General features: G+C 70.9%; 25 protein-coding genes. 11 read left to right on the forward strand and 14 right to left on the reverse strand.

The features are described 5' to 3' along the window. Positions 1 to 1,617, reverse strand: coding sequence for a peptide ABC transporter substrate-binding protein (locus AC1RN5_RS07185; protein ID WP_493040554.1), 1,617 nt, complete (start codon positions 1,615 to 1,617; stop codon positions 1 to 3). 128 nt (positions 1,618 to 1,745) lie between these two features. On the opposite strand from AC1RN5_RS07185, the gene AC1RN5_RS07190 reads away from it, so the two are divergent. After that, the gene (locus AC1RN5_RS07190) at positions 1,746 to 2,609 is read left to right on the forward strand and encodes an alpha/beta fold hydrolase (protein WP_493040555.1); all 864 of its coding nucleotides are present in this window, start codon (positions 1,746 to 1,748) and stop codon (positions 2,607 to 2,609) included. Positions 2,610 to 2,615: 6 nt separating this feature from the next. On the opposite strand, the gene AC1RN5_RS07195 is transcribed toward AC1RN5_RS07190, so the two are convergent. After that, on the reverse strand, positions 2,616 to 3,152 hold the full coding sequence (locus AC1RN5_RS07195) for a sigma-70 family RNA polymerase sigma factor (protein WP_493040556.1): 537 nt from the start codon (positions 3,150 to 3,152) through the stop codon (positions 2,616 to 2,618). A 229-nt stretch (positions 3,153 to 3,381) separates the two neighbouring features. Between AC1RN5_RS07195 and egtB the strand changes: the two genes are divergently transcribed. Further along, the gene (gene egtB / locus AC1RN5_RS07200) at positions 3,382 to 5,604 is read left to right on the forward strand and encodes an ergothioneine biosynthesis protein EgtB (protein ID WP_493040557.1); all 2,223 of its coding nucleotides are present in this window, start codon (positions 3,382 to 3,384) and stop codon (positions 5,602 to 5,604) included. Positions 5,605 to 5,705: 101 nt separating this feature from the next. Here egtB and AC1RN5_RS07205 read toward each other — a convergent pair whose 3' ends face one another. The 5 genes from AC1RN5_RS07205 to AC1RN5_RS07225 all read right to left on the reverse strand — a co-directional run bounded on the left by AC1RN5_RS07205 (position 5,706) and on the right by AC1RN5_RS07225 (position 10,688). Beyond that, a complete protein-coding gene (locus tag AC1RN5_RS07205) occupies positions 5,706 to 5,921 on the reverse strand; it encodes a con-10 family general stress protein (RefSeq protein ID WP_215340069.1) in 216 nt (71 codons plus the stop codon). Positions 5,922 to 6,263: 342 nt separating this feature from the next. Beyond that, entirely contained in the window at positions 6,264 to 7,619 is a 1,356-nt protein-coding gene (locus tag AC1RN5_RS07210; protein WP_493040558.1) for a sensor histidine kinase, read from the reverse strand. After that, positions 7,616 to 8,347 carry a response regulator gene (locus tag AC1RN5_RS07215; RefSeq protein ID WP_421931641.1) on the reverse strand — a complete coding sequence of 244 codons (732 nt, stop codon included), beginning with the start codon at positions 8,345 to 8,347 and terminating at the stop codon, positions 7,616 to 7,618. Before AC1RN5_RS07215 ends, AC1RN5_RS07210 begins: the two co-directional genes overlap by 4 nt. 52 nt (positions 8,348 to 8,399) lie before the next feature. Further along, positions 8,400 to 9,071, reverse strand: a complete 672-nt coding sequence (locus tag AC1RN5_RS07220) for an MBL fold metallo-hydrolase (protein WP_493040559.1) — start codon at positions 9,069 to 9,071, stop codon at positions 8,400 to 8,402. A 75-nt stretch (positions 9,072 to 9,146) separates the two neighbouring features. After that, positions 9,147 to 10,688, reverse strand: a complete 1,542-nt coding sequence (locus tag AC1RN5_RS07225; RefSeq protein ID WP_421931639.1) for an amino acid permease — start codon at positions 10,686 to 10,688, stop codon at positions 9,147 to 9,149. A 125-nt stretch (positions 10,689 to 10,813) separates the two neighbouring features. Between AC1RN5_RS07225 and hrpB the strand changes: the two genes are divergently transcribed. Continuing rightward, entirely contained in the window at positions 10,814 to 13,249 is a 2,436-nt protein-coding gene (gene hrpB / locus AC1RN5_RS07230) for an ATP-dependent helicase HrpB (protein ID WP_493040560.1), read from the forward strand. Here hrpB and AC1RN5_RS07235 read toward each other — a convergent pair. From AC1RN5_RS07235 to AC1RN5_RS07245, 3 genes are read right to left on the reverse strand one after another with little or no spacing between them, the layout of a single operon-like run. Next, complete coding sequence (locus AC1RN5_RS07235; RefSeq protein ID WP_493040561.1) at positions 13,246 to 13,872, reverse strand: NUDIX hydrolase; 627 nt, start codon at positions 13,870 to 13,872, stop codon at positions 13,246 to 13,248. The genes hrpB and AC1RN5_RS07235 overlap by 4 nt on opposite strands. Then, positions 13,869 to 14,663, reverse strand: coding sequence for a TrmH family RNA methyltransferase (locus tag AC1RN5_RS07240; protein WP_493040562.1), 795 nt, complete (start codon positions 14,661 to 14,663; stop codon positions 13,869 to 13,871). Before AC1RN5_RS07240 ends, AC1RN5_RS07235 begins: the two co-directional genes overlap by 4 nt. Next, positions 14,660 to 15,562, reverse strand: a complete 903-nt coding sequence (locus AC1RN5_RS07245) for an RsmD family RNA methyltransferase (RefSeq protein ID WP_493040563.1) — start codon at positions 15,560 to 15,562, stop codon at positions 14,660 to 14,662. Before AC1RN5_RS07245 ends, AC1RN5_RS07240 begins: the two co-directional genes overlap by 4 nt. A 159-nt stretch (positions 15,563 to 15,721) precedes the next feature. On the opposite strand from AC1RN5_RS07245, the gene AC1RN5_RS07250 reads away from it, so the two are divergent. The 5 genes from AC1RN5_RS07250 to AC1RN5_RS07270 all read left to right on the forward strand — a co-directional run bounded on the left by AC1RN5_RS07250 (position 15,722) and on the right by AC1RN5_RS07270 (position 19,392). After that, entirely contained in the window at positions 15,722 to 16,354 is a 633-nt protein-coding gene (locus AC1RN5_RS07250; protein ID WP_493040564.1) for a TetR/AcrR family transcriptional regulator, read from the forward strand. Positions 16,355 to 16,419: 65 nt separating this feature from the next. Next, positions 16,420 to 17,142: an ABC transporter substrate-binding protein gene (locus AC1RN5_RS07255; RefSeq protein WP_493041476.1), complete on the forward strand. Its 723-nt coding sequence runs from the start codon at positions 16,420 to 16,422 to the stop codon at positions 17,140 to 17,142. Continuing rightward, the gene (locus tag AC1RN5_RS07260) at positions 17,139 to 18,125 is read left to right on the forward strand and encodes a FecCD family ABC transporter permease (protein WP_493040565.1); all 987 of its coding nucleotides are present in this window, start codon (positions 17,139 to 17,141) and stop codon (positions 18,123 to 18,125) included. The genes AC1RN5_RS07255 and AC1RN5_RS07260 overlap by 4 nt, the downstream gene beginning before the upstream one ends. Next, positions 18,122 to 18,883 (forward strand): ABC transporter ATP-binding protein, encoded by a 762-nt coding sequence (locus AC1RN5_RS07265; RefSeq protein WP_493040566.1) that lies wholly within the window; start codon positions 18,122 to 18,124, stop codon positions 18,881 to 18,883. Before AC1RN5_RS07260 ends, AC1RN5_RS07265 begins: the two co-directional genes overlap by 4 nt. Next, entirely contained in the window at positions 18,880 to 19,392 is a 513-nt protein-coding gene (locus AC1RN5_RS07270; RefSeq protein WP_493040567.1) for an alpha/beta fold hydrolase, read from the forward strand. The genes AC1RN5_RS07265 and AC1RN5_RS07270 overlap by 4 nt, the downstream gene beginning before the upstream one ends. Positions 19,393 to 19,405: 13 nt before the next feature. Here AC1RN5_RS07270 and AC1RN5_RS07275 read toward each other — a convergent pair whose 3' ends face one another. After that, on the reverse strand, positions 19,406 to 21,559 hold the full coding sequence (locus AC1RN5_RS07275; protein ID WP_493040568.1) for a lytic transglycosylase domain-containing protein: 2,154 nt from the start codon (positions 21,557 to 21,559) through the stop codon (positions 19,406 to 19,408). 128 nt (positions 21,560 to 21,687) lie between these two features. On the opposite strand from AC1RN5_RS07275, the gene dapA reads away from it, so the two are divergent. From dapA to AC1RN5_RS07290, 3 genes are read left to right on the forward strand one after another with little or no spacing between them, the layout of a single operon-like run. Continuing rightward, positions 21,688 to 22,572: a 4-hydroxy-tetrahydrodipicolinate synthase gene (dapA, locus tag AC1RN5_RS07280; RefSeq protein WP_493040569.1), complete on the forward strand. Its 885-nt coding sequence runs from the start codon at positions 21,688 to 21,690 to the stop codon at positions 22,570 to 22,572. Then, a complete protein-coding gene (smpB, locus tag AC1RN5_RS07285) occupies positions 22,572 to 23,027 on the forward strand; it encodes an SsrA-binding protein SmpB (RefSeq protein WP_493040570.1) in 456 nt (151 codons plus the stop codon). The genes dapA and smpB overlap by 1 nt, the downstream gene beginning before the upstream one ends. Then, positions 23,027 to 23,776, forward strand: a complete 750-nt coding sequence (locus AC1RN5_RS07290) for a GNAT family N-acetyltransferase (protein WP_493040571.1) — start codon at positions 23,027 to 23,029, stop codon at positions 23,774 to 23,776. The genes smpB and AC1RN5_RS07290 overlap by 1 nt, the downstream gene beginning before the upstream one ends. Here the strand turns inward: AC1RN5_RS07290 and AC1RN5_RS07295 are convergent, their stop codons facing one another. From AC1RN5_RS07295 to AC1RN5_RS07305, 3 genes are read right to left on the reverse strand one after another with little or no spacing between them, the layout of a single operon-like run. Then, on the reverse strand, positions 23,777 to 24,184 hold the full coding sequence (locus AC1RN5_RS07295; RefSeq protein ID WP_493040572.1) for a GFA family protein: 408 nt from the start codon (positions 24,182 to 24,184) through the stop codon (positions 23,777 to 23,779). 11 nt (positions 24,185 to 24,195) lie between these two features. After that, the gene (locus AC1RN5_RS07300) at positions 24,196 to 24,843 is read right to left on the reverse strand and encodes a uracil-DNA glycosylase (protein ID WP_493040573.1); all 648 of its coding nucleotides are present in this window, start codon (positions 24,841 to 24,843) and stop codon (positions 24,196 to 24,198) included. Continuing rightward, positions 24,843 to 25,436 carry a LabA-like NYN domain-containing protein gene (locus AC1RN5_RS07305; RefSeq protein ID WP_304697449.1) on the reverse strand — a complete coding sequence of 198 codons (594 nt, stop codon included), beginning with the start codon at positions 25,434 to 25,436 and terminating at the stop codon, positions 24,843 to 24,845. Before AC1RN5_RS07305 ends, AC1RN5_RS07300 begins: the two co-directional genes overlap by 1 nt. Between the last annotated feature and the right edge of the window lie 17 nt (positions 25,437 to 25,453).

Raw genomic sequence — 25,453 nt, forward strand, 5'->3', positions numbered from 1 at the left:
TCATTTCTTCACGCACAGCCACCGGGCGCGGTGGAAGTTGGAGACGTTGTCGACCCAGCCGGTGACCTTCGGGCTCACCAGGTTGCGGTTCACGACGTAGTAGATCGGCGCGATGGCGTCCTCGCTCAGCATCAACTGCTCGGCCCGCTGCAGGATGGCGGCGCGCTTGACCCCGTCCGGCTCCCGATCGGCGGCGTTCAGCAGGGCGTCATAGGCGGGGTTCTTGTAGTCGCCGTAGTTCTGGCCGCCGGTGTCGGACTTCATCAGGGCCAGGAAGGTCACGGGGTCGTTGAAGTCGGCGAACCAGCTCATGGCCCCGATCCCGAAATCGCGGTTGCGGTAGGCGGCGAAGGCGACCTGGCTCTCGTTCTGCACGATCCGGGCGTCGACCCCGATGGCGGCCCAGTCGGCCTGGACGGCGCTGGCCAGCAGGATGGTGTCGGGGCTGTTGGCGATCTTCAGCTCGAAGCTGAGCTTGCGGTTGGGGCCGTAGCCGGCGTCGGCCAGCAGCTTCCGCGCCTCGGCCTGCCGTTCGGCCAGGGGCTTGCCCGCCCAGACGGTCCTTGCGCCCTGCTTGTAGTTCGCGGTGCCCGGCGGAACGAAGGCGTAGGCCGGAATCTGGCCCGCCCGCAGCAGCTTCTGGGTGATGAAGTCGCGGTCGATCGCCTCCGACAGGGCGCGGCGCACCCGGGGGTCGCGGAAGGCCTGGATCTCCCGGGTGTTGAAGGACAGATAGGCGGTGGCCAGCGAGTTCTTGGCCCGCACGAAGTCGGGCATCTGTTCCTTCAGGCGCACGAAGCGGTTGGACTGGAAGGAGGTGTTGACGTCCAGTTCGCCGCGGGCGACGCGGCGTTCGGCCATCACCGAGTCCGGCGTCGGGAAATAGTCGACGCGGTCGACGCAGACGTTCTTGGCGTCATAGAAATAGGGGTTCTTCACCACCTCGATGTGGTCCCCCAGCTTCCAGGTCATCAGCTTGTAGGGGCCGTTGCTGACATAGCGGCCCGGCTTGACCCAGGCGTCGCCCCATTTCTCCACCGCATGCTTGGGCACCGGGAAGAAGCTCTGGTGCTTCAGCAGCTCCGGCAGGTAGGGGGCCGGATGCTCCAGGGTCAGTTCCAGCGTGCGGGGATCGATGGCGCGCGCGCCGACGGCGGTCAGGGGCGCCTTGCCCTCGTTCACCGCTTGGCCGTTCTTCAGCAGGTAGACGAGGTAGGAGTAGATCGAGGCGGTCTTGGGATCGAGGATGCGGCGATAGGCGAAGACGAAGTCGTCCGCGGTCACCGGAACCCCGTCCGACCACTTGGCGTCGCGCAGGTGGAAGGTCCAGACGAGGCCGTCGGGGCTGGTCTCCCAGGCGGTGGCCATGGCCGGGATGGGCGTGCCCTCCGGCGAGTCCGTGGTGAGGCCGAAGATCAGGTCGGCGATGATGTTGAATTCATCCACCAGATTGCTGGTCTGCGGGTCGAGCGACCCGGCCTCGCCGTTGGAGCCGTAGGCCAAGCAGACCTCCCCGGCCGGGCAGGGCGGGCGGCTGACCTTGGCCTGGCAACCGGAGAGCAGCAGGGTCGCAAGACCAAGGCCGGCGAGCAGGACGGGACGAAGACTCGTGAGCATGGCCTAGTCGTCCCACCCCCCGCGCGCCCTGTCGAGGCTTGGCCGCGCCAGGCCGAAAAACCGCGTGCATCGCCGTCAGCGCGCGCTATGTCGGACCCATCGCGCCGCCAGAGCGCACGGAGGGGATGATGAGCTATTCCGAAAAGGCGTTCCGGTTCGACGGCGCCGACGGCGCCTCCATCGCCGGCTTCCGCTGGGCCGACGACAGCGTGGCGCCGCGCGCCATCCTGCAGATCGCCCACGGCATGGGCGAACACGCCCGGCGATACCCCGAGCCCCTGATCCCGCTCATGGCCGACGGCTTCGTCCTCTATGCCGACGACCATCGCGGCCACGGCTATACCGCGCCCTCGAAGGAAGCCCTGGGGGACTTCGGGGAGAACGGCGCCGAGCTGGTGGTGGAGGACATCGCCCGCCTGACCGACCTGGCGCGCGCCGAGACCCCCGGCCTGCCGCTGGTCCTGCTGGGCCACAGCCTGGGGTCCTTCTTCGCCCAGGCCTACGCCTTCGACCACGCCGGCAAGATCGATGGCCTGGTGCTGTCGGGCACGGCCGCCTTCGGCGACCGCACGGGGCCGGCCAAGAAGCTGGACGAGATGAACGCCGAGGGGCCGGCGCCGCGCACCCCCTATGACTGGCTCTCGCGGGACGAGGCCGAGGTGGACAAGTACATCGCCGATCCCCTGTGCGGCTTCTCGCGCCAGCCCAGCGCGGCGGCGAGCTTCGCCCGGGTCGGGGCGCGCCTGCGCGACGAGGCAGAGATCGCGAAGATCCCCAAGGACCTGCCGCTCTACATCTTCGTGGGCGACAAGGACCCCATCAACCGCGACCTGGAGCTGCTGCATCCCCTGGTGAATCGCTATCGCGACGCGGGCCTCACCCGGATGGAGGTGAAGATCTACGAGGGCGGCCGCCACGAGATGCTGAACGAGACCAACCGCGACGAGGTCGTGGCCGACCTGTTGGCCTGGCTGCGCCGGACGGTGGGATAAGGGGGCCTAAGCCCCGTTGGCGGCCGCCAGGCTGTCATAGGCCATGACGTCGGAGGCGTCGTCGGCGTCCATGATCTTCAGCAGCCGGGTCCGGGCGCGGTTCACCCGGCTCTTGATGGTGCCCACCGCGCAGCCGCAGATGCTGGCGGCCTCCTCGTAGGAGAGGCCCGCGGCCCCCACCAGGATCAGGGCCTCGCGGTGCTCGTCGGGGAGCAGCTTCAGGGCGTCCTGCATCGCGTGCATGGCCACGCTCCATTCCTGGGTCGGGGCGGATCTCAGGGCGCCGGCATATTCGCCTTGCTCGTCGCGCACCTCGCGGCGGCGGCGGATGACCTGGGTGTAGTAGGTGTTGCGCAGGATCGTGAACAGCCAGGCCCGCAGGTTGGTGCCGGCCTCGAACTTGTCGCGGTTGGTCCAGGCCTTGATCAGGGTGTCCTGGACCAGGTCGTCGGCGTCGGACCCGTTGTGGCTCAAGGACCAGGCGAAGGCTCGCAGCGCGGGGATCATGCGCACGACGTCGTTGCGCCAGGTGTCGCCGGACATGGGTTCCCTCGATCCGCCCCGCCGTCAGGTTGGGAGGCGGTCTTCAGCGCCGCGCCCCGTCGCTCAGTCAACGCGCGCAGACTCCATCTGTTCCGCCTTGCGGTTGAGCCCCTGGCCCCCAATCTAGGGAACGAAGGACGACCTTCGGTCGTTCACGGAAGCTTGGGGGCAGGCTTTCTCGCGGCCCGCGCCGCGACATCCCAGACGCGTTCATTCCGCAGGAGTATCCATGGCGCCCTCCGATGACGCAGGTCCCTTGCCCGCCCCGCTCCGCGGCGCCCTCGGTGCGTCGGTGGGGCGGTATCACCGGGTCCGCCAGGCCACCGAGGACCTGGTGCGGTTCCTCTCCAGCGAGGATATGGCCGCCCAGTCGATGCCGGACGCCAGCCCCGCCAAGTGGCACCTGGCCCATACCAGCTGGTTCTTCGAGACCTTCATGCTGGCGCCGCACCTGCCGGGTTACAGGGCCTTCGATCCCCGCTACGCCTACCTGTTCAATTCCTATTATGAGGCCCTGGGTCCGCGGCAGCCGCGGCCCGAGCGCGGCCTGCTGACCCGTCCGTCCCGCGACGAGGTCCTGGCCTATCGGGCCCATGTGGACGAGGCGATGCACGACCTGCTGTCCTCCGGGACGCCGGGGCTGGCCGAGCTGCTGGACCTGGGCCTGGCCCATGAGGAGCAGCACCAGGAGCTGATCCTGATGGACATCCTGCATCTCTTCGCCCAGTCGCCCCTGAAGCCCGCCTATTCCCCCACCACCGCCCTGCCGGTGAGCGGCGATCCGGGGCCGGCCGGCACGGTCGCCTTCGACGGCGGCCTGGTGGAGATCGGTCATGGCGGGGAGGGCTTCGCCTTCGACAATGAGGGACCCCGCCACCAGGTCTTCCTGCAGCCCTTCAAGATGGCCGACCGGCTGGTGACCAACGGCGAGTGGCTGGCGTTCATGGCCGACGGCGGCTACGCCCGTCCGGAACTGTGGCTGGCCGAGGGCTGGGCCCAGGTCCAGGCCCAGGGCTGGAGCGCGCCGCTCTACTGGCAGGAAGCCGCCCATGGCTGGCTGGCCATGACCCTGCAGGGCCTGCGCGCCGTCGCGCCCCACGCCCCGGTCACCCACATCAGCTTCTACGAGGCCGACGCCTACGCCACCTGGGCCGGCGCCCGCCTGCCCACCGAGGCCGAATGGGAGCACGCCGCGGCGGGCCTGCCCATCGCCGGCAACTTCATGGGCTCGGGTCAGCTCGGCCCCGCCGCGACCCAGGCCCGGCCGGGTCTGCGCCAGATGTTCGGCGACGTCTGGGAATGGACCCGCAGCGCCTATTCCCCCTATCCGGGCTTCCACCCCGCCGCCGGCGCGGTGGGAGAGTACAACGGCAAGTTCATGATCGGCCAGATGGTGCTGCGCGGCGGCTGTTGCGCCACCCCGGAGCATCATGTGCGGGCCACCTACCGGAACTTCTTCCACCCGCAGCAGCGTTGGATGTTCTCGGGCCTGCGCCTGGCCTGGGACGGCGAGCCCAAGCGCGCCGTGGCGCAGGACAACAGCTTCGTCGCCGACGTGCTGGCGGGGCTGGCCAAGCCGCAGAAGTCGATCCCGGCCAAGTATTTCTACGACGCCGAGGGCTCGCGCCTATTCGAGGAGATCTGCGACCTGCCGGAATACTATCCCACCCGCACCGAGGCCGCCCTGCTGCGCGCCAAGGCCGGTGAGATGGCCGCCGCGATCCCGCCCGGCGCGGCCCTGGTGGAGTTCGGCAGCGGGGCCAGCACCAAGACCCGGCTGCTGCTCGACGCCGCGCCGCAACTGGCGGCCTACGTCCCCATCGATATCAGCAAGGACGCCCTGGACGCCGCCGCCCAGGCGATCGGCCGCGACTATCCCGACCTGGTGGTGGCGCCCCTGGTGGACGACTTCACGACGGCCCTAAGCCTGCCCGCCGCCGTGGCGGGCATGACCAGCGTCGGCTTCTTCCCCGGCTCCACCATCGGCAACTTCCGCCCCGAAGAGGCGATCGCCTTCCTGGCCGGCGCGCGCCGCCTGCTGGGGCAGGGCGCGGCCTTCCTGGTGGGGATGGACATCGTCAAGGACGAGGCGACCCTGGTGGCGGCCTATGACGACGCCCAGGGGGTCACAGCGGCCTTCAACCTCAATCTGCTGACCCGCATCAACCGCGAGCTCGACGGGGACTTCGACCTGGGCGCCTTCCGGCACCGGGCCGTGTGGAACGCCCAGGAGAGCCGGATGGAGATGCACCTGGTGAGCACACGCGCCCAGACCGTCTCGGTGGCGGGGCGCAGCTTCGCCTTCGCGGCCGGTGAGACCCTGCACACCGAGAACTCCTACAAGTTCACGGTCGAGGGGTTTGGAAAGCTGGCGGCGGCGGCGGGATGGCGGCTGGAACAGCGCTGGGAGAGCGCGGCGCCGAGCTTCGCGATGGTCCTGCTGAGGGCCTAGCGGCCGCAGGACCGGCGAGGCCGTCCAGTCCCGATACGCGTGAAGAAACGGCTCCGAGGGGGATCGGAGCCGCGCCTTGTCTCAATCTGGGGTCGGGGCGGTCAGCCTTCGAGCGGGCCGCGGGTGCGACCGCCGCCGCGGGAGGATTCGCCGCCCTTGCGCCCGGCCGAGGCCGCGAGATCGCGGTCCTTGGCGAAGCTGCGTTTCTCGCCGGGGACGCTGGCGCCGCCCTTGCGGGCGATCTCACGCCGGCGCTCGGGGTTCATGGCGGCGAATCCGCGACGGGACTTCGGCTTGGCGTTGGGATCGAGGTCCATGGGGCTACTCCTGATGATGCGTGCCTGACGGGGAGGCGGGTGGGGGGCCGCTTCACGTACGGTTACGCTCAGGCAAACCCTCAAGATGCGGGAGAGGTTGCGAGAAAAGTTGCGCCTTATTCGCGGCGCCCTGCCCACATCGGGTTCAGGGAGCTCGCCGGTCAGGGCCGACGGGCGCCGGGCATGGGACCCGCCGGGCCGGGGAAATCCAGGGCCACGCGCCCTGCCAGACGGGGATCGCGGCCACCTGGGTCCAGATATCCGCGGTGGCGATCGGCCCCCAGGCCGGCGATCGAAGGACCCCGAAGTCCCTCGCCAACGATCGCGTGATCGCCGGGGAAGTCAGAGCGGCAGTTGCACCCGAACCGTCAGGCCGCCGCCGGTGCGGTTGACCATCACCACGTCGCCGCCATGGCCCCGCGCCACCGAACGGACCACGGCCAGGCCCAGGCCGATGCCCCCGGTCTGACGGCTGCGGGAAGGTTCGCGGCGGTAGAAGGGTTCGAACACACGCTCGGCGTCGGCCGGTGGAATGCCCGGTCCGTCGTCCTCGATCTCGACAATGGCGGTGGCGGCGTCGCGATAGACCCGCGCCCGGGCCCGATCGCCGAACTTCACGGCGTTCTCCAGCAGGTTGGTGAACAGGCGGCGCAGGGCCACCGGATCGCCCTCGATCACCACCTTCTCGCCGCGCTCCACCTCGGTGTCGGAGCCGGTCTCGGCCATCTCGTCGCAGACGCTCTCCAGCAGGGAGGAGAGCTCCAGGGGCGTGCGGTCGGCCGGGCGGCTGGCGTCGCGCACGAAGGTCAGGGCTGCGGCGATCATCTCCTCCATCTGGTCGATGTCGGCGGCCATCTTGGCGCGGGTCTCCTCCGGCACGTTCTCGATGCGGAAGCGCAGGCGGGTGAGCGGGGTGCGCAGGTCGTGGGCGATCGCGCCCACCATCGCGGTCCTGTCCTCGACGTAGCGCCGCAGGCGGTCCTGCATGTCGTTGAAGGCCCGCACCGCGACATTGATCTCCGCCGTGCCCTTGAGGGAGACCGGCAGGCGGGCGCCGCGCGGATCGCGGCCCAGTTGCTCGGCGGCGTCGGCGAACATCTGGAACGGCTGGGCCAGGCGGCGCGCGAAGATGTAGGCTACCGGCGCCAGGGCCAGGCCCGACACCACCAGCCACAGCACGATCCGCTGCTGCCAGGGATCCAGACCCAGGCCGGGGGTCGGGCGAACCACATCCCATCGGCCGTCGGAGCGCTGCACGCCAACGTCGAAGGGGGCGATCAGGAAGTGTTCCTCTCGCTCGCCGCCGGCCCGGGCCATGCGGTCGCGGATGATCCGGAACACCCGGCGGTCGGAAACGGGCAGGCGCGACGGCGCGGCGATCACCACCCGGTCCGCCGTGACCCCGAACTCGCGGGCCAGCTCCGCCCGGATCTGCGGCACCGTGCGGCCCTCCATGGCCGGGGAGGGCGGCTTGGCGACGATCTTCAGCTCCAGCGGCCGCCGCTCGGTGAAGGCCGGGGCGTTCCCGCGGAAGGTCTGCACCACTTCGCTCAGCCGGTAGAAGTCCGGCGCCGGGGGCGGCAGGTTGAAGATCATGAACAGGCTGATGGCCTGGGAGGCCACCAGGCTGATGCCGATCAGGGTCAGCAGCCGGGCGAACAGCGACGCGGTGGGCCGCCCCGACCAGGGGCTCGTCATGTGCGCTTCACCTTGGCGGTGAACATGTAGCCCTCGTTGCGGATCGTGCGGATCAGGTCCTGGCCGCCGCCGCCGTCGTCCAGCTTGCGGCGCAGGCGGCTGATCTGGACGTCGATGGCGCGGTCGAAGGCGTCGGAATCGGGACCGCGGGCGAAGTCCAGCAGTTGGTCGCGGGTCAGCACCCTCTGGGGCCGCTCGACGAAGGCGCGCAACAGGGAAAACTCGCCGGAGGACAGGTTCACCACCACGCCGGGCGGCGAGCGAAGCTCCCGCCGCACCAGGTCCAGCCGCCAGCCGGCGAACTCGCAGCCGGCGCCGATGCCGTTGGAGGCGCCCCGCTGCTCGGCCCGCCGCAGGACGGCGCGGACCCGGGCCAGCAGCTCCCGGGGATTGCAGGGCTTGGCCAGGTAGTCGTCGGCGCCCAGCTCCAGGCCGACGATCCGGTCGGTGTCCTCGCCCATGGCCGACAGCATGATGATCGGCGGGCCGTCCCCGCTCAGCCGGCGGGCGATGGACAGGCCGTCCTCGCCGGGCAGCATGACGTCCAGCACGATCAGGTCGACGGGGCCGCGCTCCAGGGCCTGCTCCATCTCCCGCGCATCGCCGGCGGTGTCCACCAGGTAGCCGTGCTTGCCCAGGAAGTCGGAGACGACGTCGAGAATGCCGGGGTCGTCGTCGACCATCAGGATGCGGGCGGTCGCGGGGACCTGGTCTGTGCTGGGTTCCATTCGCGCCATTTTCAGCCCTCCGCGTAACGCACAGATTTCACGACTGAAACCGCTAATCGTCGGCCAGCACGTCGTCGGCGACGAAGGGGTTGGTCCGCCGCTCGATCCCGAACTTCGACATCGGCCCATGGCCGGAGACGAAGGCCACGTCCTCGCCGAGCGGCCACAGCTTGCCGGTGATGGAGGCGATGAGCTGCTGGTGGTTCCCGCGCGGGAAGTCGCTGCGTCCCACCGACCCCTGGAACAGCACATCCCCCACCTGGGCGAAGCGGGCCTCGCGGTGGAAGAAGACCACATGGCCCGGAGTGTGCCCGGGGCAGTGATAGACCTCGAACTGGGTCTCGCCGAGGGTGACCACGTCGCCGTCCTCAAGCCAGCGGTCGGGGGTGAAGCCGCGGGCCTCGGGCATGCCCCACTTGGCGCCGCTGGCCTCCATCTGGTCGATCCAGAAGGCGTCGTCCCGGTGCGGTCCCTCGATGGGGACGCCGGTGATCGCCTTCAGGGCCGCCGTGCCCCCGGCGTGGTCCAGGTGGCCGTGGGTGATCCAGATCTTCTCCAGGGTCAGGTCGTGGGCCTTCAGCGCCTCCAGCAGGCGCGGGACCTCGCCGCCCGGATCGATGATGGCCGCCTTCCTGGTCTTCACGCACCAGACGATGGTGCAGTTCTGCGCCAGGGGGGTGACCGGCGCGATGATGGCGCGGATGGGGGAGGCCGTCTCGGACATGGCCCTAGCATCGGCGCTCGCGCCCCATAAGAAAAGGCCCGGGATGTGATCCCGGGCCTCGCCTTGGACTTGAGTTCAGTGCGAGCCGGGCGGCGGCGCGCCGGGCATCGGCGGGACCGATTCCGGCGGCGCGTCGGGCGACAGCTCGGGCACCTCGACGATGCCGCGGGCCATGTGGCTGTTGCGGAAACCGTAGAGGAAATAGACCACCAGGCCGATGGCCGCCCAGATCACGAAGAGCAGCTGGGTTTCCTTCGACAGGCTGAAGAACAGATAGATGCAGCCCGCCGCGGCCAGGGGGGCCACGATCATCACCGCCGGCGTGCGGAAGGGACGCTTGCGGCCCGGATCGGTCTTGCGCAGCACCATGACCGCGATGGCCACCATGGCGAAGGCGAACAGGGTGCCGGAATTGGAGATGTCGGCCAGCACGCCCACCGGGAAGAAGGCCGCGAACAGCGACACGAAGACCCCGGTGATGATGGTGATGACGTGCGGGGTGTGGAACTTCGGGTGAACCTTGGACAGCACCGCCGGCAGCAGGCCGTCACGGCTCATCACGAAGAAGATGCGGGTCTGGCCGAACATCATCATCAGGATGACCGAGGGCAGGGCCAGGCCGGCGGCGAGGCCGAGCAGGTTGCCGATCTGGGGCCAGCCGATCTTGCGCAGGGTCCAGGCGAGCGCCTCCTTGGAGCAGACGACGTGGTCGCCCGCAAGCGCGCCGCAGGCGGCGGTCATCTCGGGGCTGCCGGGACGCAGGCCGTGGCCCGCGGCGTCCATCACCGGCTGGGCGCCGACCGTGCCGATCACGCCCGAGGCCACCAGGATGTAGAAGATGGTGCAGACCCCCAGCGAGCCGATCAGGCCGATGGGCATGTTCCTCTGGGGATTCTTGGTCTCCTCGGCCGCGGTGGAGACCGCGTCGAAGCCCACATAGGCGAAGAAGATCGAGGCCGCCGCCGCCGAGATCCCGGCCATGCCGAGGGGGGCGAAGGGCTCGAAGTTCTCCATCTTCATCACCGGCAGGGCCAGGACGCAGAACAGCGACAGGGCCGCGACCTTGATGGCCACCAGGATGGCGTTGACCGTGGCCGATTCCCGGGTGCCGATCACCAGCAGCCAGGTCACCAGCAGGGCGATGCCCGCGGCCGGCAGGTTGACGATCCCGCCGTCCATGGGCCCGAGCACCAGGGCGTTGGGGATGTCGATGCCGAAGGCGTTCTCGATCAGGCCGACGACATAGCCCGACCAGCCCACCGAGACGGCGCCGGCGGCGACGGCGTATTCCAGGATCAGGGCCCAGCCCACCATCCAGGCCACCATCTCGCCCATGACGGCGTAGCTGTAGGTGTAGGCCGAGCCCGAGACCGGCACCATGGCCGACATCTCGGAGTAGCAGAGCGCGGCGACCGCGCAGACGAAGCCCGCGATGACGAAGGCGGCGATCATGCCGGGGCCCGCCTTCTGGGCGGCCTCGGCGGTCAGGACGAAGATGCCGGTGCCGATGATGGCCCCGATCCCCAGCATGGTCAGCTGGAACGCCCCCAGGGATCGGTGAAGTGATTTCTTTTCAGCGGTCGCGAGGATCGCATCGAGCGGCTTTACACGCCACATATTCCCTCCCAGTCGCGGCGGTCCCCCCGCCGCGCGAATTAAGCTTGCCGGACCGTGCGGTCTGCTCACCCGGCGGTCAAGCGGCAAGGCTTGGCGCGGCCCCTGGGCGCGGATAGACCCCCACCATGCTGCCTGTTGAGGAAATCGTGCCTGACTTGCAGGCGGCCCTGGTCGAAAAGACCTCCGCCGTCCTGGTGGCGCCGCCGGGCGCCGGCAAGACCACCCTGGTCCCCCTGCGCCTGCTGGATCAGCCGTGGCTGGCGGGCGGCAAGATCATCATGCTGGAGCCCCGCCGGCTCGCCGCCCGCGCCGCGGCCGAGCGCATGGCCAAGACGCTCGGCGAACGGGTGGGGGAGACCGTCGGCTACCGTGTGCGCATGCAGTCCCGGGTCTCGGCCCGGACCCGCATCGAGGTGGTGACCGAAGGCGTGTTCAGCCGGATGATTCTGGGCGACCCGACCCTGGAGGGCGTCGGCCTGGTGATCTTCGACGAGTTCCACGAGCGCAGCCTCGACGCCGACCTCGGCCTGGCCCTGGCCCGCGACGCCCAGGGCCTGCTGCGGGACGACCTGCGGCTGCTGGTGATGTCGGCGACCCTGGACGGGGCCGCGGTCGCCCGCCTGCTGGACGCCCCGGTCCTCGAGAGCCAGGGCCGGGCCTATCCCGTCGACACCCGCTATCTCGGCCGTGACGACCGCCTCCGGCTGGAGGATCGCGCCGTCCGCGCCGTCGAGCGCGCGTTGGCCGAGGAGACCGGCAGCATCCTGGTCTTCCTGCCCGGTCAGGGGGAGATCCGCCGCACGGCCGAGCTGCTGGCCGAGCGCGTCCGGCGGCCCGACGTGCTGATCGCCCCCCTCTATGGCGCCCTCGACCCCGCCGACCAGGACCGCGCCATCTCGCCGCCGCCGGCGGGCGTGCGCAAGGTGGTGCTGGCCACCTCTATCGCCGAGACCAGCCTGACCATCGAGGGCGTCCGCGTGGTGATCGATTCCGGCGTCGCCCGCGTGCCCCGATTCGACCCCGCCAGCGGCCTGACCCGCCTGGCCACCGTCCGGGTCAGCCGCGCCGCCGCCGACCAGCGCCGGGGCCGGGCCGGTCGCACAGAGCCCGGCGTCGCCTACCGCCTGTGGGACGAGGCCGAGACGCGGTCGTTGCCGGCCTATGCCGACCCGGAGATCCTCGACGCCGACCTCTCGGGCCTGGCCCTGGACCTGGCCCGCTGGGGCGCCAAGGACGTGGGGACCATGGCCTTCCTCGACGCCCCGCCGGCCGCCGCCTTCGCCGAGGCCCGCACCCTGCTGCGCCGCCTGGAAGCCCTGACCGAGGACGGCGTGCTCACCCGTCACGGCGAGGCGTTGAGCGAGATGCCCCTGGCTCCGCGCCTGGCCCATATGATCCTCAAGGCGGCTGACACCGGCCAGGCGTCCCGCGCCGCCCGTATCGCCGCCCTGGTCACCGAGCGAAACCTGGGGGGCCGCGACGCCGACCTGCGCCACCGGCTGGAGGCCTTCGAGCGCGACCGCTCCCCCCGGGCCCGCGACGCCAGGGCGCTGGCCGACCGCTGGGCGGGCATGGCGGGCAAGGCCGGAAAGGGGGGGGCGCTGGACGACGGTCTGCTGCTGGCCTTCGCCTATCCCGAGCGCATCGCCAAGGCGCGCGGGCCCACCGGCGAATTCCAGCTGGTCAGCGGCCGGGGCGCCTTCGTGGAGGCCACCGACGCGCTCGCCCGCGAGAAGTGGCTGGCCATCGCCGAGCTGGGGGGTGGCGACCGCCGTGACCGCATCCTGCTGGCCGCGCCCCTGGACGAGACCGACCTGATCGCGGCTTTCGCCGATCAGCTCGTCGTGGAGAGCCGGCTGGAGGAAAGCGGGGGCGGCCGCCTGCGGGCCAAGCAGATCACCCGCCTGGGCCGCCTGACCCTGCGCGAGCAGATCGACGAGAACCCCGATCCCGCCCTGATCGCCCAGGCCCTGGCCGACCGCCTGCGCGGCGAGGGGCTGGGCGCGCTGAAGTGGGGGCCGGCCGCCGAGGCCCTGCGCGCCCGCGTCGGCTTCCTGCGCGCCGCTGGCGGCGACTGGCCCGACCTTTCGGACGCCACCCTCATCGAGACCCTGGACGACTGGCTGCTCCCCCTGCTTCAGGGCGTCCGGTCCCTGGCCGCCCTGAAGCCCGACGCCCTCGACGCGGCCCTGCGCGCCCTGATCCCCTGGGACCAGCAACGCCGCCTGGACGCCGCCGCGCCGCTGAGATGGACGGCGCCCACCGGTAACGCCTTCGCCATCGACTACGCCGCCGAGGGCGGCCCCCGCGTCGACGTCCGGGTGCAGGAGGTGTTCGGCCTGAAGGAACATCCCACCGTCGCCGGCGGAACGCCCCTGACCCTGTCCCTGCTGTCGCCGGGCCATCGCCCGGTCCAGACCACCAAGGACCTGCCGGGCTTCTGGGCCGGCTCCTGGAAGGACGTCCGTTCCGACATGCGCGGCCGCTACCCCAAGCATGTCTGGCCCGAGGACCCCGCCAACACCGCTCCCACGGCGCGGGCCAAGCCGCGCGGGACCTAGTCGTAGTCGGTGGGCAGGCCGGGGTCGGCGTGGTGGTCGAACATCCGGGCGATGTGCTGCCGGATCACGCGGGCGGGCGACAGTTCCGGCAGGGCGTCCAGGGCGAAGAAGGCGGGCTGGCCGGTCTCGATGCTGTCCCGAGGGCTTCCGCCGATGATTTCGCAGAGGAAGAACAGCTTGTAGGCCTGGAAGGGTTCGGGGAGGTAGGCGTGCTTGTTCCGGTCGATCACCGCGGCCAGCTTGCGGACCTCGACCACATAGCCGGTCTCCTCGTGAACCTCGCGGACCACGCACTCGCTGGGGGATGAATTCACGTCGGCCCAGCCGCCGGGCAGGGACCAGCGGCCGCCGTCGATCAGTTCCGGGACCATCAGGATCTTGCCGTCGCGGATGATCGCGGCGCGGACATCCACCTTCGGCGTCGCATAGCCGGCCTGGCGCGCGAACAGGTCGAGGATCGTCTCGGGCGCGGCCTCGCTGCCGGCCGCCATCATCGCCACGGCGATCTCGCGGACCCGCTCGTAGCGCTCCTTGTCATATTCGCTCTGCGTGTAGTGCAGGCTGGTCTGGGCCAGGGCCTGAAGTTCGCGCGCCCAGGCCAGCCATTGCGGCTGGTCGTTCATGCCGCCGTCGCCGCGTAGATCATGATCCCCGTCGCCACCGAGAGGTTCAGGCTGTCGGCCCGCCCGCGCATGGGGATCTTGACGTTGACGTCGCACAGGGCGGCCATCTCTGGCGTCAGGCCCTGCTGTTCGTTGCCCATGAAGACCAGGGCGGGTTTGGCGTAGGTCGCCTCATGGTGCGCCACGGTGGCGGTGAGCAGGGTGCCGATCACCGAGCCGGGCCACTTGGCCCGCCAGGCGGCGAAGGCGTCCTCGCTGGTCCGCACGATGGGCACGGCGAAGACCGAGCCCATTGTGGCGCGCACCGCCTCCACCGAGAACGGATCGCAGCACTCCCCCACCAGGATCACCGCCCCGCAGCCCGCCGCGTCGGCCGTGCGCACGATGGTCCCCAGATTACCGGGGTCGCGCACCCGGTGCAGGGCGACGAAGCAGGGCGCGCACTGGGGATCCAGCTCCTCCAGGGCGGTGAACACCTGGCGGAACACCCCCACCACCGCCTGCGGGTTGTCGCGGCGGGAGACCTTGGCGAGGATCTCCTGGGTGACCTCGATCACCTCGCCGCCGGCCGCCTTGGTGGCGCCCATGGCCTGGCGGAGCAAGGGATGGCCGGTCGCCTCGGCGCCGTACATCAGGATGGCCGGGGCGTGGCCGGTCTCCACCGCCTCGGTGACGATCTTCAGGCCCTCGGCGACGAACAGGCCGGTCTCGTCGCGTTCCTTGCGCAGGTGCAGGGCCCTCACGGCCTTGACCGTGGGATTGGTCAGGGAGGTGACGGTGCGGTCGCTCACGGCGCCCACCGGGCGTAGAAGGACATGCCGATCTGGCGTGAGCCGTCCTGCTGGACCAGGGCCAACTCGCCCCATTCGATGCGGCCGCCGCGGTCCTTCAGCCGATCGGCCAGCAGCCCGGCCAGGGCTGCGCCCGAGATGCGCTCGGCATAGGCGTTGAGCAGCAGGAATTCCGCCTTATCCGAGAGAAGTTCAGCGCATAGGGCCGAAAGCTCAGGCAGGTTCTCGAACAGTTTCCACACCTCGCCGTCCGGCCCGCGGCCATATTTCGGCGGATCGAGGATGATCCCCTCGTATTTCGAGCCCCGCCGGACCTCCCGCTGCACATAGCGGCGGGCGTCCTCGCAGATCCAGCGGATCGGCCTGTCGGCCAAGCCCGAGGCCTCGGCGTTCTCGCGGGCCCAGCCGATGGCCTTCTTCGAGGCGTCCACATGGGTCACCGCCGCCCCGGCCGCGGCGCAGACCAGGCTGGCGACGCCGGTATAGCCGAACAGGTTCAGCACCCGAGGCTGGCCCTGGGCGGCGCGGACCTTCTCGTCCAGCCAGGCCCAGTTGGCGGCCTGCTCGGGGAAGAAGGCCAGGTGGCGGAAGGCGGTGAAGCGCGCCTTGAACGTCACGTCCTGCCAGGCCAGGGGCCAGGTGTCCTTGGGCTGCTCGCGGAACCGCCAGCGGCCGGCGTCCTCCTCGTCGCTGGGATCGAAGACGGCGTCGGCATTGGCCCAGACCTCTTCGCCCAGGGACGGCGCCCACAGGCACTGGGGTTCGGGCCGGACCACCGAATAGCGCCCGTAGCGCTCCAGCTTGCGCCCATTGCCAGAGTCCAGCAGGGCGTAGTCGGCCCAGCCGGTGGTGCGCATGACGCCGGGAGCCTCGGCGACGGTGGGGGCGGGCTTGGTCATGTCCCTGGCCTTACCCGGTCCGGCGCGCAGCCGTCCAGTCAACCGGCGGCGGAGCGCCATGGCGCGCGGCGCCGTGATGTCGCATTGTTTCAGGTCTGACTTGCGCGGGCTGGGCTTTTGGTTTCCGCTGCAAGCAGTTCGGTTGACGGAAGGATTCCCGTGACGACCACGGCACTGACCACTCGGCGTTCGGCCCGCAAACCCAAGGGTGACGGCCACCTGCGGCGTGAAGAAATCCTGGCGGCCGCGGAGCGAATCTTCGTGGCCGAGGGCTATGAGGGCGCCACCATCCGCAAGATCGCCGACGAGGTCGGCGTCTCTTCCACCGCCCTCTACATGCACTTCCCCGACAAGGGCGGCATCCTGCTGGAGATCTGCGAGCGGACCATCATCCAGCTCCTGGAGCGCAACGCCGCCATCGCCGCCAAGCCGCTGGACGCCGCCACCCGCGTCAAGCTGATGCTCGACTCCTATATGCGCTGGGGTTTCGAGCACCCGAACGCCTATCTGCTTGTGTTCGCCGGCGTTCATCCCGTATCGCCCATCTGGCATGACGGCACGGCGGACATGAGCGCGCGATGCTACGACATCTTCAGCGGCGCGGTGCGCGAGATCGCGGCCGAGGGCCGCCTGCGGACCGGCACGGCCGACAGCGCCGCCCAGGCCCTCTGGGCGGCCTGCCATGGCGTGGTGGCCCTGCTGATCAGCCGTCCGAACTTCGACTGGGCCCCCACCGAGGAGCTGATCGAGGTCACCCTGGACGGTCTGATGAACGGTCTCGTCGTCGACTGATCGTCGCATCCCTGGTCGGTCTGGCCCTGGCGGGCCAAGCCCAGGCCGCGCCTCGGGTTCTTTCCCTGGACCAGTGCGCCGACCAGTTCGTCCTGGCGCTCAGCCCCCGGGAGTCCATCGTTGGTCTCTCCACGCGGGCCGACGATCCGGATTCCCGCCTGCGCGCCCTGGCCAGGGGCCTCCCCCTGCGCCGCACCACCCTGGAATCGGCCCTGGCCGCCCGGCCCCAACTCGTCGTCCGCTACTGGGGTGGGGATCCGCGGTTCGTGACCCAGCTTGAACAGCGCGGGGTGCGCGTCGTGACCATAGAGGACGCCTCCGACTTCGACGGCGTGCGGGCCAATGTCCGCCGCGTCGCCGCCGCCCTGGACCGCGGGCCGCGGGGCGAGGCGGTGATCGCCCGCATGGACGCGCGCCTGGCCCGGTCCGCCGGGGCCTGGCGCGGGGCCACGGCCCTCTATATCACCCCGGGCGGCTTCACCGGCGGGCAGGGGACCTTGGTGCATCAGATTCTGCAGTCCGCCGGCCTCACCCCGACGCCGCCGGGTCCCGGCTACCAGCCGGTCTCCCTGGAGCAACTGGCCCTGAAGCCGCCGCGGGCGGTGGTGCTGGGCTTCTTCGACAGCTTCATGCTGGCCAACAACCACTGGGGGATGGGTCGTCATCCGGTGATGCAGCGGCTGGCCGCCCGGCGCACGGTGGCCAGCCTGCCCGGCGGCCTGCTCGGCTGTCCAGACCCCTCGGCCGCCGAGGCGGTGGAGATCCTGGCCGCCAGGGCGCCGCGATGAGCGGCCTGAGGCTCAACCTCCTGCTGGTCTTGATCCTGCTTGGCCTGCTGGCGCTGGGCCTGCTGCTGGGGGAGACGCCGCTGAGCGGCGCCCAGTACGCCCAGGCCTTCGTCGACCCCGCCTCCGCCGCCGGCGAGATCCTCTGGACCATCCGCGCGCCGCGCGCCGTGGCCGCCGCCGTGGTGGGGGGCGCGCTTGGCCTCGCCGGGGCGGTGATGCAGGGCCTGCTGCGCAATCCCCTGGCCGATCCCGGGGTGCTGGGCGTCTCCGCCGGCGCCGGCCTTGGCGCAGCCCTGGCCATCGCGCTCGGCCTGGCCGCCACGCCGGGGGGCACGGAGGTCGCGGCCCTGATGGCGGCGCTCGCCACCGGCCTGCTGCTCACCGCGCTCGCCGCGCGCTTCCGCGAGCCCGAGACCCTGATCCTGTTCGGCGTGGCGCTCTCGGCCTTCGCCGGGGCCTTGACCGCCCTGATCTTCAACCTCTCGCCCTCGCCGGTGACCACGGCCGAGATCCTGTCCTGGCTGATGGGCTCGGTGGCCAACCGCGGCTGGAACGACATCGCCCGCGAGATCCTCCCCATGGCCGCCGGCGCGGGACTCTGCGTCTACGCCGCGCGCGGCCTGGTGATGCTGACCCTGGGGGAGGAGACCGCCGCGCTGTCGGGCCTGCCCATGGGCCGCCTGCGCGCCGCCGCCGTGGCGGGGGCGGCCCTGCTGACCGGGGCCGCCGTGGCGATGGCGGGGATCATCGGCTTCGTGGGCCTGGCCGCGCCGCACCTGGTGCGGGCCGGCGCGGGCGCCGATCCAGGCAGGACCCTGACTCCCTCGGCCCTGGCCGGCGCCGCCCTGCTGGTGGCCGCCGACGTCGCCGCGCGGATGATCCCCACCGACCAGGAACTGAAGCTTGGGGTGGTCACCGCCCTGTTCGGCGCGCCGCTGTTCGCCCTGATCGCCTGGCGCGCCGCGCGGAGCTGGCGCGCATGACCGCGGCCCTGTCCCTGCACGACGCCACGGTTCGCCGGGGCGAAGCCGAGGTGCTGGCGCACGCCAGTCTGGAGGTTAAACCCCGCGAGGTCGTGGGAGTCGTGGGCCCGAATGGCGCGGGTAAGACCACCCTGCTGAGGGCGGCGCTCGGCCTGGCCAGGCTCGCGACCGGCCGCGCCGAACTGGCGGGGCGCGACATCACCGGCCTGGACGAGGCGAGCCGCGCGGCCCTGGCGGGCTACCTGCCCCAGGAGCGGCGCGTCGGCTGGAACCTGCCGGCCTGGCGGATCGCCAGCCTGGGGGCGGCCGGCAAACCGCCCGCCCTGGCCCACGCCGCCGCCCTTAGGGCCCTGGAACGGGTGGGGCTCTCCAACCTCGCGGAGCGCGGCGTGCTCGATCTCTCCGGCGGCGAACGGGCGCGGGTGCTGCTGGCCCGCCTGCTGGTCACCGCCGCGCCGCTGCTGGTGGCCGACGAGCCGGCCGCGGGGCTCGATCCCGACGCCCAGCTCCTGGCCCTGGAGCTGTTCCGCGAGGAGGCCGCCCGCGGCGCCGCCGTGGTCCTGACCCTGCACGACTTGGGCTTGGCGGCCCGGACCTGCGACCGGCTGGTGGTGGTGGGCTCGGGCCGCATCGTCGCCGATGGCCCGCCGGCCGATGCCCTCACGCCGCCGGTCCTGCGCCGGGTGTTCGGCCTGGAGGGCGCCCTGGAGGCCACCTCCGCCGGCCTGACCCTGGCGGCGCGCAGGGCGCGATCGTGAAGCTGCTGGGCCTGCCTGGACGCGAGCCGGCCACCCTGGGGCAGATGCAGGCCCTGCTCGCCCGCCTGGAGGTGGGCCAGATCGAGACGGAGATCCGCCGCCACGCCTTCTGGGACACAGACTGGACGGACCCCGACCTGCTTCCGGAGGCCGCCGCCGTGGGCCTGCTCTCGGCCGACCTGGTGGTCGCCAAGTCCATCGGAACCCTGATCACCATGCTGGCGGCGGCCCGCCACGGCTTTTCACCCACCGCCTGCGTCTTCATCGCCACGCCGCTGAACCGCCTGGTCGCCGAACAGCGCATCCCCCTGCTGGAGGCGCACTGCGACGCCATTCCCACCCTGTTCGTCCAGCAGGCGGAGGACTTCAACGGCGCCTACGCGCCGCTCGCGGAGATCGTGGCGCGCCACCCGCGCTGCACGGCGGTGGCGATCCCCGGCGGCGATCACCTCTATGAGGACCTGGACCTGATCGCGCCGCTGATCGAGGCCTGGGTCAACGAGGCCTGAGCGCCGCCGGCTGTTAGTTTGGAATGGGCCGCATACCCCCGGCCGCCGCGCTCGGGCTTGTGTTCTGGGTCTCCACCATAGGGGTGGAGGGCGTGTACCCCGTGCCATAGGCGCCGCGCTTCAGGTCCTGGGACAGGGTGATGGGCGCGGTCCCGCCGTTCAGGCGGGCGCGGTAGACCTGCATCCCCTCCATCACCCGCATCACGTAGTTGCGGGTCTCGGAGAACGGGATGCACTCGATGAAGTCGATGGGATCGGTGGCCGCCCCGCGCGGGTCGCCGCAGAAGGCCGACCACTGGGTGGGACGTCCGGGGCCGGCGTTATAGGCCGCGATGGCCATGGGGTAGGAGCCGGAGAAGGTCCCCACCATCTGGCCCAGATAGCTGGAACCCAGGCGCATGTTGTAGTCGGGATCGTCCAGCATGCCGGGCGAGTAGCTCACCCCCATCCGACGGGCCACCACCGAGGCGGTGCCGGGCATGAGCTGCATCATGCCGCGCGCGCCCGCGCCCGACCGGATCATCGGGTCGAAGCCGCTTTCCTGGCGGGTGATGCCCAGGACCAGGGCGGGTTCGGGGGCGCCGGGGACGTCGGGCGCCGAGCGGATGGGATAGCCCCGCTCGGGCAGGATGAAGCCGCGCTGGGCGGCGGCGCGGACCACCTTCATGGAGGTGTCGATATCGCCATAGCCCCGGGCCAGGTCCACCAACAGGGCCTCTTCCTCGGCGGTGGGCAGGATGTCGTCCAGGGTCAGGACGAAGGTCTTGAACAGGTCCTTGTTCCCGATCTCGTAGAGCAGCCGGGCGGCGCGCACGGTCTCGCGACCCTCGAAACGGTTGCGGTCGGCCTGGGTGATGATCGGGTCGCGGCCGAGGGTGATCTTCCCGTAGCCGATCTTCTCGCCGGCCAGCTGGCCGTAGAAGGTCGTGTTGTACTTGGCCGCCGCCCCATAATAGCCCTGGGCGCGATCCTGCTGGCCGCGGTCCTGGGCGGCCCGGCCCCGCCAGTAGAGGGCGCGGGCGCGGGTGATGGGCGAGGAGCCGATCCTCTCGATGGCGGCGAAGTGGCGGTCGGCGTCCTCGGGGCGCTTGAGCCGGGTCAGCGCGATCCAGCCGGCGTAGAACTCCGCCTCGGTGGCGTCCGTGCCCTGGGTGAGGCCGGTGTCGGCGGCCGCCTTGTAGGCGCCCAGAGAGTCGCCATTGCGCAGCGACGAGATCACCAGCTGGTAGCGCTCGTCCCAGATCCGCTCGCCCATCTCGGTGAACGGGATGTCCGTCGGGAAGCTCTTCACCAGGCCCAGCGCGATCTGGTCCATCCCGCGGCGGCGCATATAGGCGGCGCGTTCGAAGGCCAGGCCGGGCGAGTTGCTGACGCTGGCGGGCAGGGCGTTCACCAGGGCGTTGGCGCTGGGGGAGTTCTGGCGCAGGGCCATGCGCGCCTGGGCGAGTTGGGCCTGGTCGGCCGGCAGCAGCGGGATCATGTCGCGCGCGGCGGGCCCCTGGGAGCCGAACAGGATGACGTCGGCGCGGCGGACATGGTCGTCCACGGTCAGCACATCGCCGAAGCGGGCCAGCATCGAGCGCTGCGGATCGGCCTCGAACAGGCGATCGCGCCAGAAGTGGCGGATCAGGCTGGCGGCCTCTTTCGACTTGCCGGTGGCGCGATAGGCCGAGGCCAGCGCGATGGCGCCCTCGGCGGTCACCGGCTCGGCGCCGCCGAACCAGTCGATGATCCGCTGCGGGCTCTGGCCGGAGGTTTCCAGCAGCTTCTCGGCCGCCACCTGGCGGCGGGAGGATCGCGGCCAGCCGGCCAGGTCGCGCCTGGCCTGGTCGATCTCGAAGAAGCTGAGGGAATCGGCGGCGGAATCGGCGAGCGCCCAGGTGGCGATCTTCTTGGCGATCGGATCATTGATCATGGCGATCGCCGACCGGGCGCCGGTGACGTCGGCCCGCTTGGCCGACTCCAGGGCGCTGCGCAGGGCCGCGCCGTCGGCGTCCGAGAGGGAGCCGCGATAGGCGATCGGCTGGGTCTGGGTCAGCTCGATCGGGGGCGGGGGCCCCTCATAGGGACGGGGACCGTTGGCCGGCGGCTGTTGCGCCTCGGCGACACCGGACAGCAGAACGGCGGCGGCGGCGGTGAGGATTGCCTTGCGGGCCTGTGACGGCAAAACGAATTACTCCGGGTCGTGCGAAATACGGAACGAGTTGGTTGCGGCTTAGGGCCTGGCCGCCATATTGTCCGGCCAAATCTTGAGGCCGCAACAACTGGCCTCGCTTTCACGGCTTTTTGCAGACCATGTCCGAACCTTTGTTCAAGGGCGTCATCCCGGCCCTCGTGACGCCCTTCCGCGAGGGCGCGATCGATGAGCCGGCGTTTGTCGCCCTCGTCGAGCGCCAGATCGCGGGTGGCGTCCACGGCCTGGTGCCCGTCGGCACCACAGGCGAAACCGCCACGCTGAGCCATGACGAACACCGTCGGGTTGTGGAGCTGTGCGTCGCCACCGCCGCGGGGCGTGTGCCGGTGATCGCCGGGGCGGGCTCCAATTCCACCGCCGAGGCCATCGAGCTGGTGCGCCACGCCAAGACCGTCGGGGCCGACGGCGCCCTGGTGGTGACCCCCTATTACAACCGCCCCAGCCAGGAGGGCCTCTACGCCCACTATGCGGCGATCAACGAGGCGGTTCAGCTTCCGGTCCTGGTCTACAACGTGCCCACGCGCACCAGCGTCGACATCTCCGACGCCACCCTGGGGCGGCTGTCGAAGCTGCCCAATATCGTCGGCGTCAAGGACGCCACCGGCGACATGACCCGGGCCACCATGCAGCGCCTGCTCTGCGGCCTGGACTGGGTGATGCTGTCGGGCGACGACCTGACGGCCCTGGGCTACATGGCCCACGGCGGCCACGGCTGCATCTCGGTCACCTCCAATGTCGCGCCCGACCTCTGCGCGGCCTTCTACAACGCCGCCCTGGGGGAGGACTGGAAGACGGCCCTCTACTGGCAGGACCGGCTGATCGGCCTGCACAAGGCGCTGTTCTCCGACGCCTCGCCATCGCCCACCAAGTTCGCGCTCGGCCACCTCGGCCTCTGCGAGGACCACGTCCGCCTGCCCATCGCGCCGTGCTCGGAAACCGCCCGCCACGAGGTCCTGGCCGCCTTGCGGGACACCGGCCTGATCTGATGGCCGGCAAGCTCATCGCCGAGAACCGCCGCGCGCGGTACGACTACTTCCTCGAGGAAACCTTCGAGGCGGGCCTGATGCTGACCGGCAGCGAAGTGAAATCCCTGCGCCAGGGCCGGGCCAATATCGCCGAATCCTACGCCTCGGTCGAAGGCCGGGACATCGTGCTGATCAACGCCGACATCCCGCCCTACGGCCAGGCCAACCGTTTCAACCATGAGCCGCGCCGGCACCGGAAACTTCTGCTGCACAAGAAGCAGATCGACAAGCTGATCGGCGCGGTCCAGCGCGAGGGCCGCACCCTCGTCCCCACCAAGCTCTATTGGAACGACAAGGGCCTGGCCAAGCTGGAGATCGCGCTCGCCAAGGGCAAGCAGACCCACGACAAGCGGCAGGCCACCGCCGACCGCGACTGGCAGCGCGACAAGGCCCGCCTGATGCGCGACCGGGGCTGATGATCGAGGCGGCCCAGATCGAGGCCATCGAGCGCGCCACCCTGGCCGCCGTGGCGCCCGAGGAGCTGCTGGAGATCGAAGGCTGGCTGCTGGGCCTGGACCCCGGCTCCATCCGCCGCGCCGCCAGCGCCGTGCCCCTGCGCCATGATCTTTCCGCCGACCCGGAGGTGTTCGACCGCATCGAGGCCGCCTATGCCGGCCGCGGGCTGACCCCGGCCTTCCGGATCGCCGACGGTCCCGGCCTGGAGGCCGTCCGCGCCGAGCTGACCCGCCGCGGCTATGTCTCCGAGCAGCCGACCCTGGTGAAGACCGCGCCGCTCGCCGCGGTCGCCGCCGTCACCGACCGTCCCCCCGCCGAGGTGGCCGAGCGACCCGACGAGGCCTGGGCGGCGGTGTTCCTGGGGGAGGGGTTCGATCCCGTCGACGGCGCCTGCCGGGTCAAGGCGCTCAGCCGCTCGGCCGGCGCCCGCTTCGGGATGGTGCGGGACGGCGAACGCACGGTGGCCGTGGGCTGCGGAACCCTGGGCCACGGCTGGGCCAGCTTCCACGGCATGCGCACCGATCTGAGCCGGCGAGGCGAGGGCCTGGCGGGGCGGGTGCTGGCGGGCCTGGCCAACGCGGCGCGCGAGCGCGGCGTCGAGCGCGCCTTCCTGCAGGTGGAGGAGAAGAACGCCCCGGCGCGGTCGCTCTACCGCCGGGCCGGGTTCGAGCAGGCCTGGCGCTACTTCTACTGGAGCCGGCCGAGCTAGCTACTCGCCGTAGTTTCCCGGGATCTGCTTCACCCCGTCGCCGATCCCATGCCAGTCGGGCTTGGACGCCACGTTCATGTGCAGCACGGGCCGGATCCCGGGGTCGTCGTCCAGGGCGGAGGCGGCGATCGGAAAGACCTCGTGGCCGCCGAGCGGCTCGCCCAGGGAAGACCCGCAGATCCCGCAGAAGCAGCGCTTGTGGATCCACGGCGCGGGCGGCTCATAGGTGCGGATCTGGTCGGCGCCGGTGAGCAGCCGGAAGTCGGCGGCCTTCACCATCACCACCGCCGAGGACAGGCCCGAGGCCTTCCGGCAGCGGTCGCAGTGGCAATAGGTCAGATGGAGGGGCCTTCCGGTGATCTCGAAGGTCACCGCGCCGCAGAGGCAGCTTCCCTTGATCGGCGCCATGGCCGCCCTCCCTAGCTCTCGATCAACGCCCTGGCGCGCCGGAACACCGCCTCGAACATCTCGCCCGTCAGCCGGCCGGTGTTCGTATTGAGCCGCGAGCAGTGGTAGCTGTTGAGGATCACATAGGGCCCGGCCTGGAACTCCGTCCCGTGGCCGGGCGGCCCGGCCGAGGCCTTCAGGCCGATCGCCTTGAGCACATTGCGCCGGGATACGTCGCCCAGGGTGATGATGACCTTGAGCCGGGGCAGGGCCCCCAGGCGCGCGCTGAGGAAGGGCCGGCAGGTCGCCTCCTCGCTGGTCTCGGGCTTGTTGCCGGGCGGGGCGCAGCGGACGGCGTTGGTGATCATGCAGTCCACCAGCTCCAGCCCGTCGTCGGGCCGCGCCTCATAGACCCCCCGGGCGAAGCCGGTCTTCAGCAGGGTCTCGTAGAGCATGACCCCGGCCCCATCGCCGGTGAAGGGCCGTCCCGTGCGGTTGGCGCCGGTGCGGCCGGGCGCCAGGCCCGCCACCAGCAGGCGCGCGGTCTCGTCGCCAAAGGAGGGGGCCGGGCCGTTCCACCAGTCGGGATGGTCGGCGCGGTTGGCCGCCCGATAGGCCACCAGGCGCGGGCAGAGCGGGCAGTCCCGTGGCGGCTCGGCCACGGCGGTCGCGACGGACATCAGGCCTCGGCGTCCGCCTCGCGGTCGGCCCCGGTGCGGCTTTCCTGGATGAAGCGGGGCAGGCGCGAGGGCCGGCCGATGATGTCGGCCAGGTCGGCCAGGTCGATGAAGCAGTCGGCCTGGCGGCGCAGATCGTCGCTGGCCATCGGCGGCTGGGACTTCACGGTGGAGACCACGGTCACCCGCGCGCCCTTGCGCTGGACAGCCTCCACCAGGCAGCGGAAGTCGCCGTCGCCGGAGAACAGCAGCAGGTGGTCGGCGTGGGCGGCCATTTCGAGCATGTCGACGGCGATCTCGACATCCATGTCGCCGCGCCAGCGCTTGCGCCCCTGGGCGTCGGTGTATTCCCGGGCCGGCTTCGTCACCAGGCGGAAGCCGTTATAGTCCAGCCAGTCCACCAGGGGACGGATCGGCGAATACTCCTGATCCTCCACCAGCGCGGTGTAGTAATAGGCGCGCACCAGGATTCCGCGCTTGCGGAACTCTTCCAGCAGCTTGCGATAGTCGATATCGAAGCCGAGCCCCTTGGCGGCCGAATACAGGTTCGCGCCGTCAATGAAGAGCGCCAGCCTGTCCGTGGGATAAAATGTCATTGGGATCGGAAATCCAA

It is taken from the genome of Phenylobacterium sp. GW821-FHT12F10 (assembly GCF_058806695.1).

Bases quoted from the DNA above. Each gene is read 5' to 3' on its own strand.
- egtB (WP_493040557.1), top strand. From the start codon at position 3,382: ATGGCGCCCTCCGATGACGCAGGTCCCTTGCCCGCCCCGCTCCGCGGC.
- AC1RN5_RS07195 (WP_493040556.1), bottom strand. From the start codon at position 3,152: ATGTCCGGCGACACCTGGCGCAACGACGTCGTGCGCATGATCCCCGCG.
- AC1RN5_RS07305 (WP_304697449.1), bottom strand. From the start codon at position 25,436: ATGACATTTTATCCCACGGACAGGCTGGCGCTCTTCATTGACGGCGCG.
- AC1RN5_RS07245 (WP_493040563.1), bottom strand. From the start codon at position 15,562: ATGACCAAGCCCGCCCCCACCGTCGCCGAGGCTCCCGGCGTCATGCGC.
- dapA (WP_493040569.1), top strand. From the start codon at position 21,688: ATGTCCGAACCTTTGTTCAAGGGCGTCATCCCGGCCCTCGTGACGCCC.
- AC1RN5_RS07215 (WP_421931641.1), bottom strand. From the start codon at position 8,347: ATGGAACCCAGCACAGACCAGGTCCCCGCGACCGCCCGCATCCTGATG.
- AC1RN5_RS07260 (WP_493040565.1), top strand. From the start codon at position 17,139: ATGAGCGGCCTGAGGCTCAACCTCCTGCTGGTCTTGATCCTGCTTGGC.
- AC1RN5_RS07225 (WP_421931639.1), bottom strand. From the start codon at position 10,688: ATGTGGCGTGTAAAGCCGCTCGATGCGATCCTCGCGACCGCTGAAAAG.
- AC1RN5_RS07190 (WP_493040555.1), top strand. From the start codon at position 1,746: ATGAGCTATTCCGAAAAGGCGTTCCGGTTCGACGGCGCCGACGGCGCC.
- AC1RN5_RS07300 (WP_493040573.1), bottom strand. From the start codon at position 24,843: ATGTCCGTCGCGACCGCCGTGGCCGAGCCGCCACGGGACTGCCCGCTC.
- AC1RN5_RS07290 (WP_493040571.1), top strand. From the start codon at position 23,027: ATGATCGAGGCGGCCCAGATCGAGGCCATCGAGCGCGCCACCCTGGCC.
- AC1RN5_RS07220 (WP_493040559.1), bottom strand. From the start codon at position 9,071: ATGTCCGAGACGGCCTCCCCCATCCGCGCCATCATCGCGCCGGTCACC.
- hrpB (WP_493040560.1), top strand. From the start codon at position 10,814: ATGCTGCCTGTTGAGGAAATCGTGCCTGACTTGCAGGCGGCCCTGGTC.
- AC1RN5_RS07295 (WP_493040572.1), bottom strand. From the start codon at position 24,184: ATGGCGCCGATCAAGGGAAGCTGCCTCTGCGGCGCGGTGACCTTCGAG.
- AC1RN5_RS07210 (WP_493040558.1), bottom strand. From the start codon at position 7,619: ATGACGAGCCCCTGGTCGGGGCGGCCCACCGCGTCGCTGTTCGCCCGG.
- AC1RN5_RS07185 (WP_493040554.1), bottom strand. From the start codon at position 1,617: ATGCTCACGAGTCTTCGTCCCGTCCTGCTCGCCGGCCTTGGTCTTGCG.
- AC1RN5_RS07235 (WP_493040561.1), bottom strand. From the start codon at position 13,872: ATGAACGACCAGCCGCAATGGCTGGCCTGGGCGCGCGAACTTCAGGCC.
- smpB (WP_493040570.1), top strand. From the start codon at position 22,572: ATGGCCGGCAAGCTCATCGCCGAGAACCGCCGCGCGCGGTACGACTAC.
- AC1RN5_RS07265 (WP_493040566.1), top strand. From the start codon at position 18,122: ATGACCGCGGCCCTGTCCCTGCACGACGCCACGGTTCGCCGGGGCGAA.
- AC1RN5_RS07205 (WP_215340069.1), bottom strand. From the start codon at position 5,921: ATGGACCTCGATCCCAACGCCAAGCCGAAGTCCCGTCGCGGATTCGCC.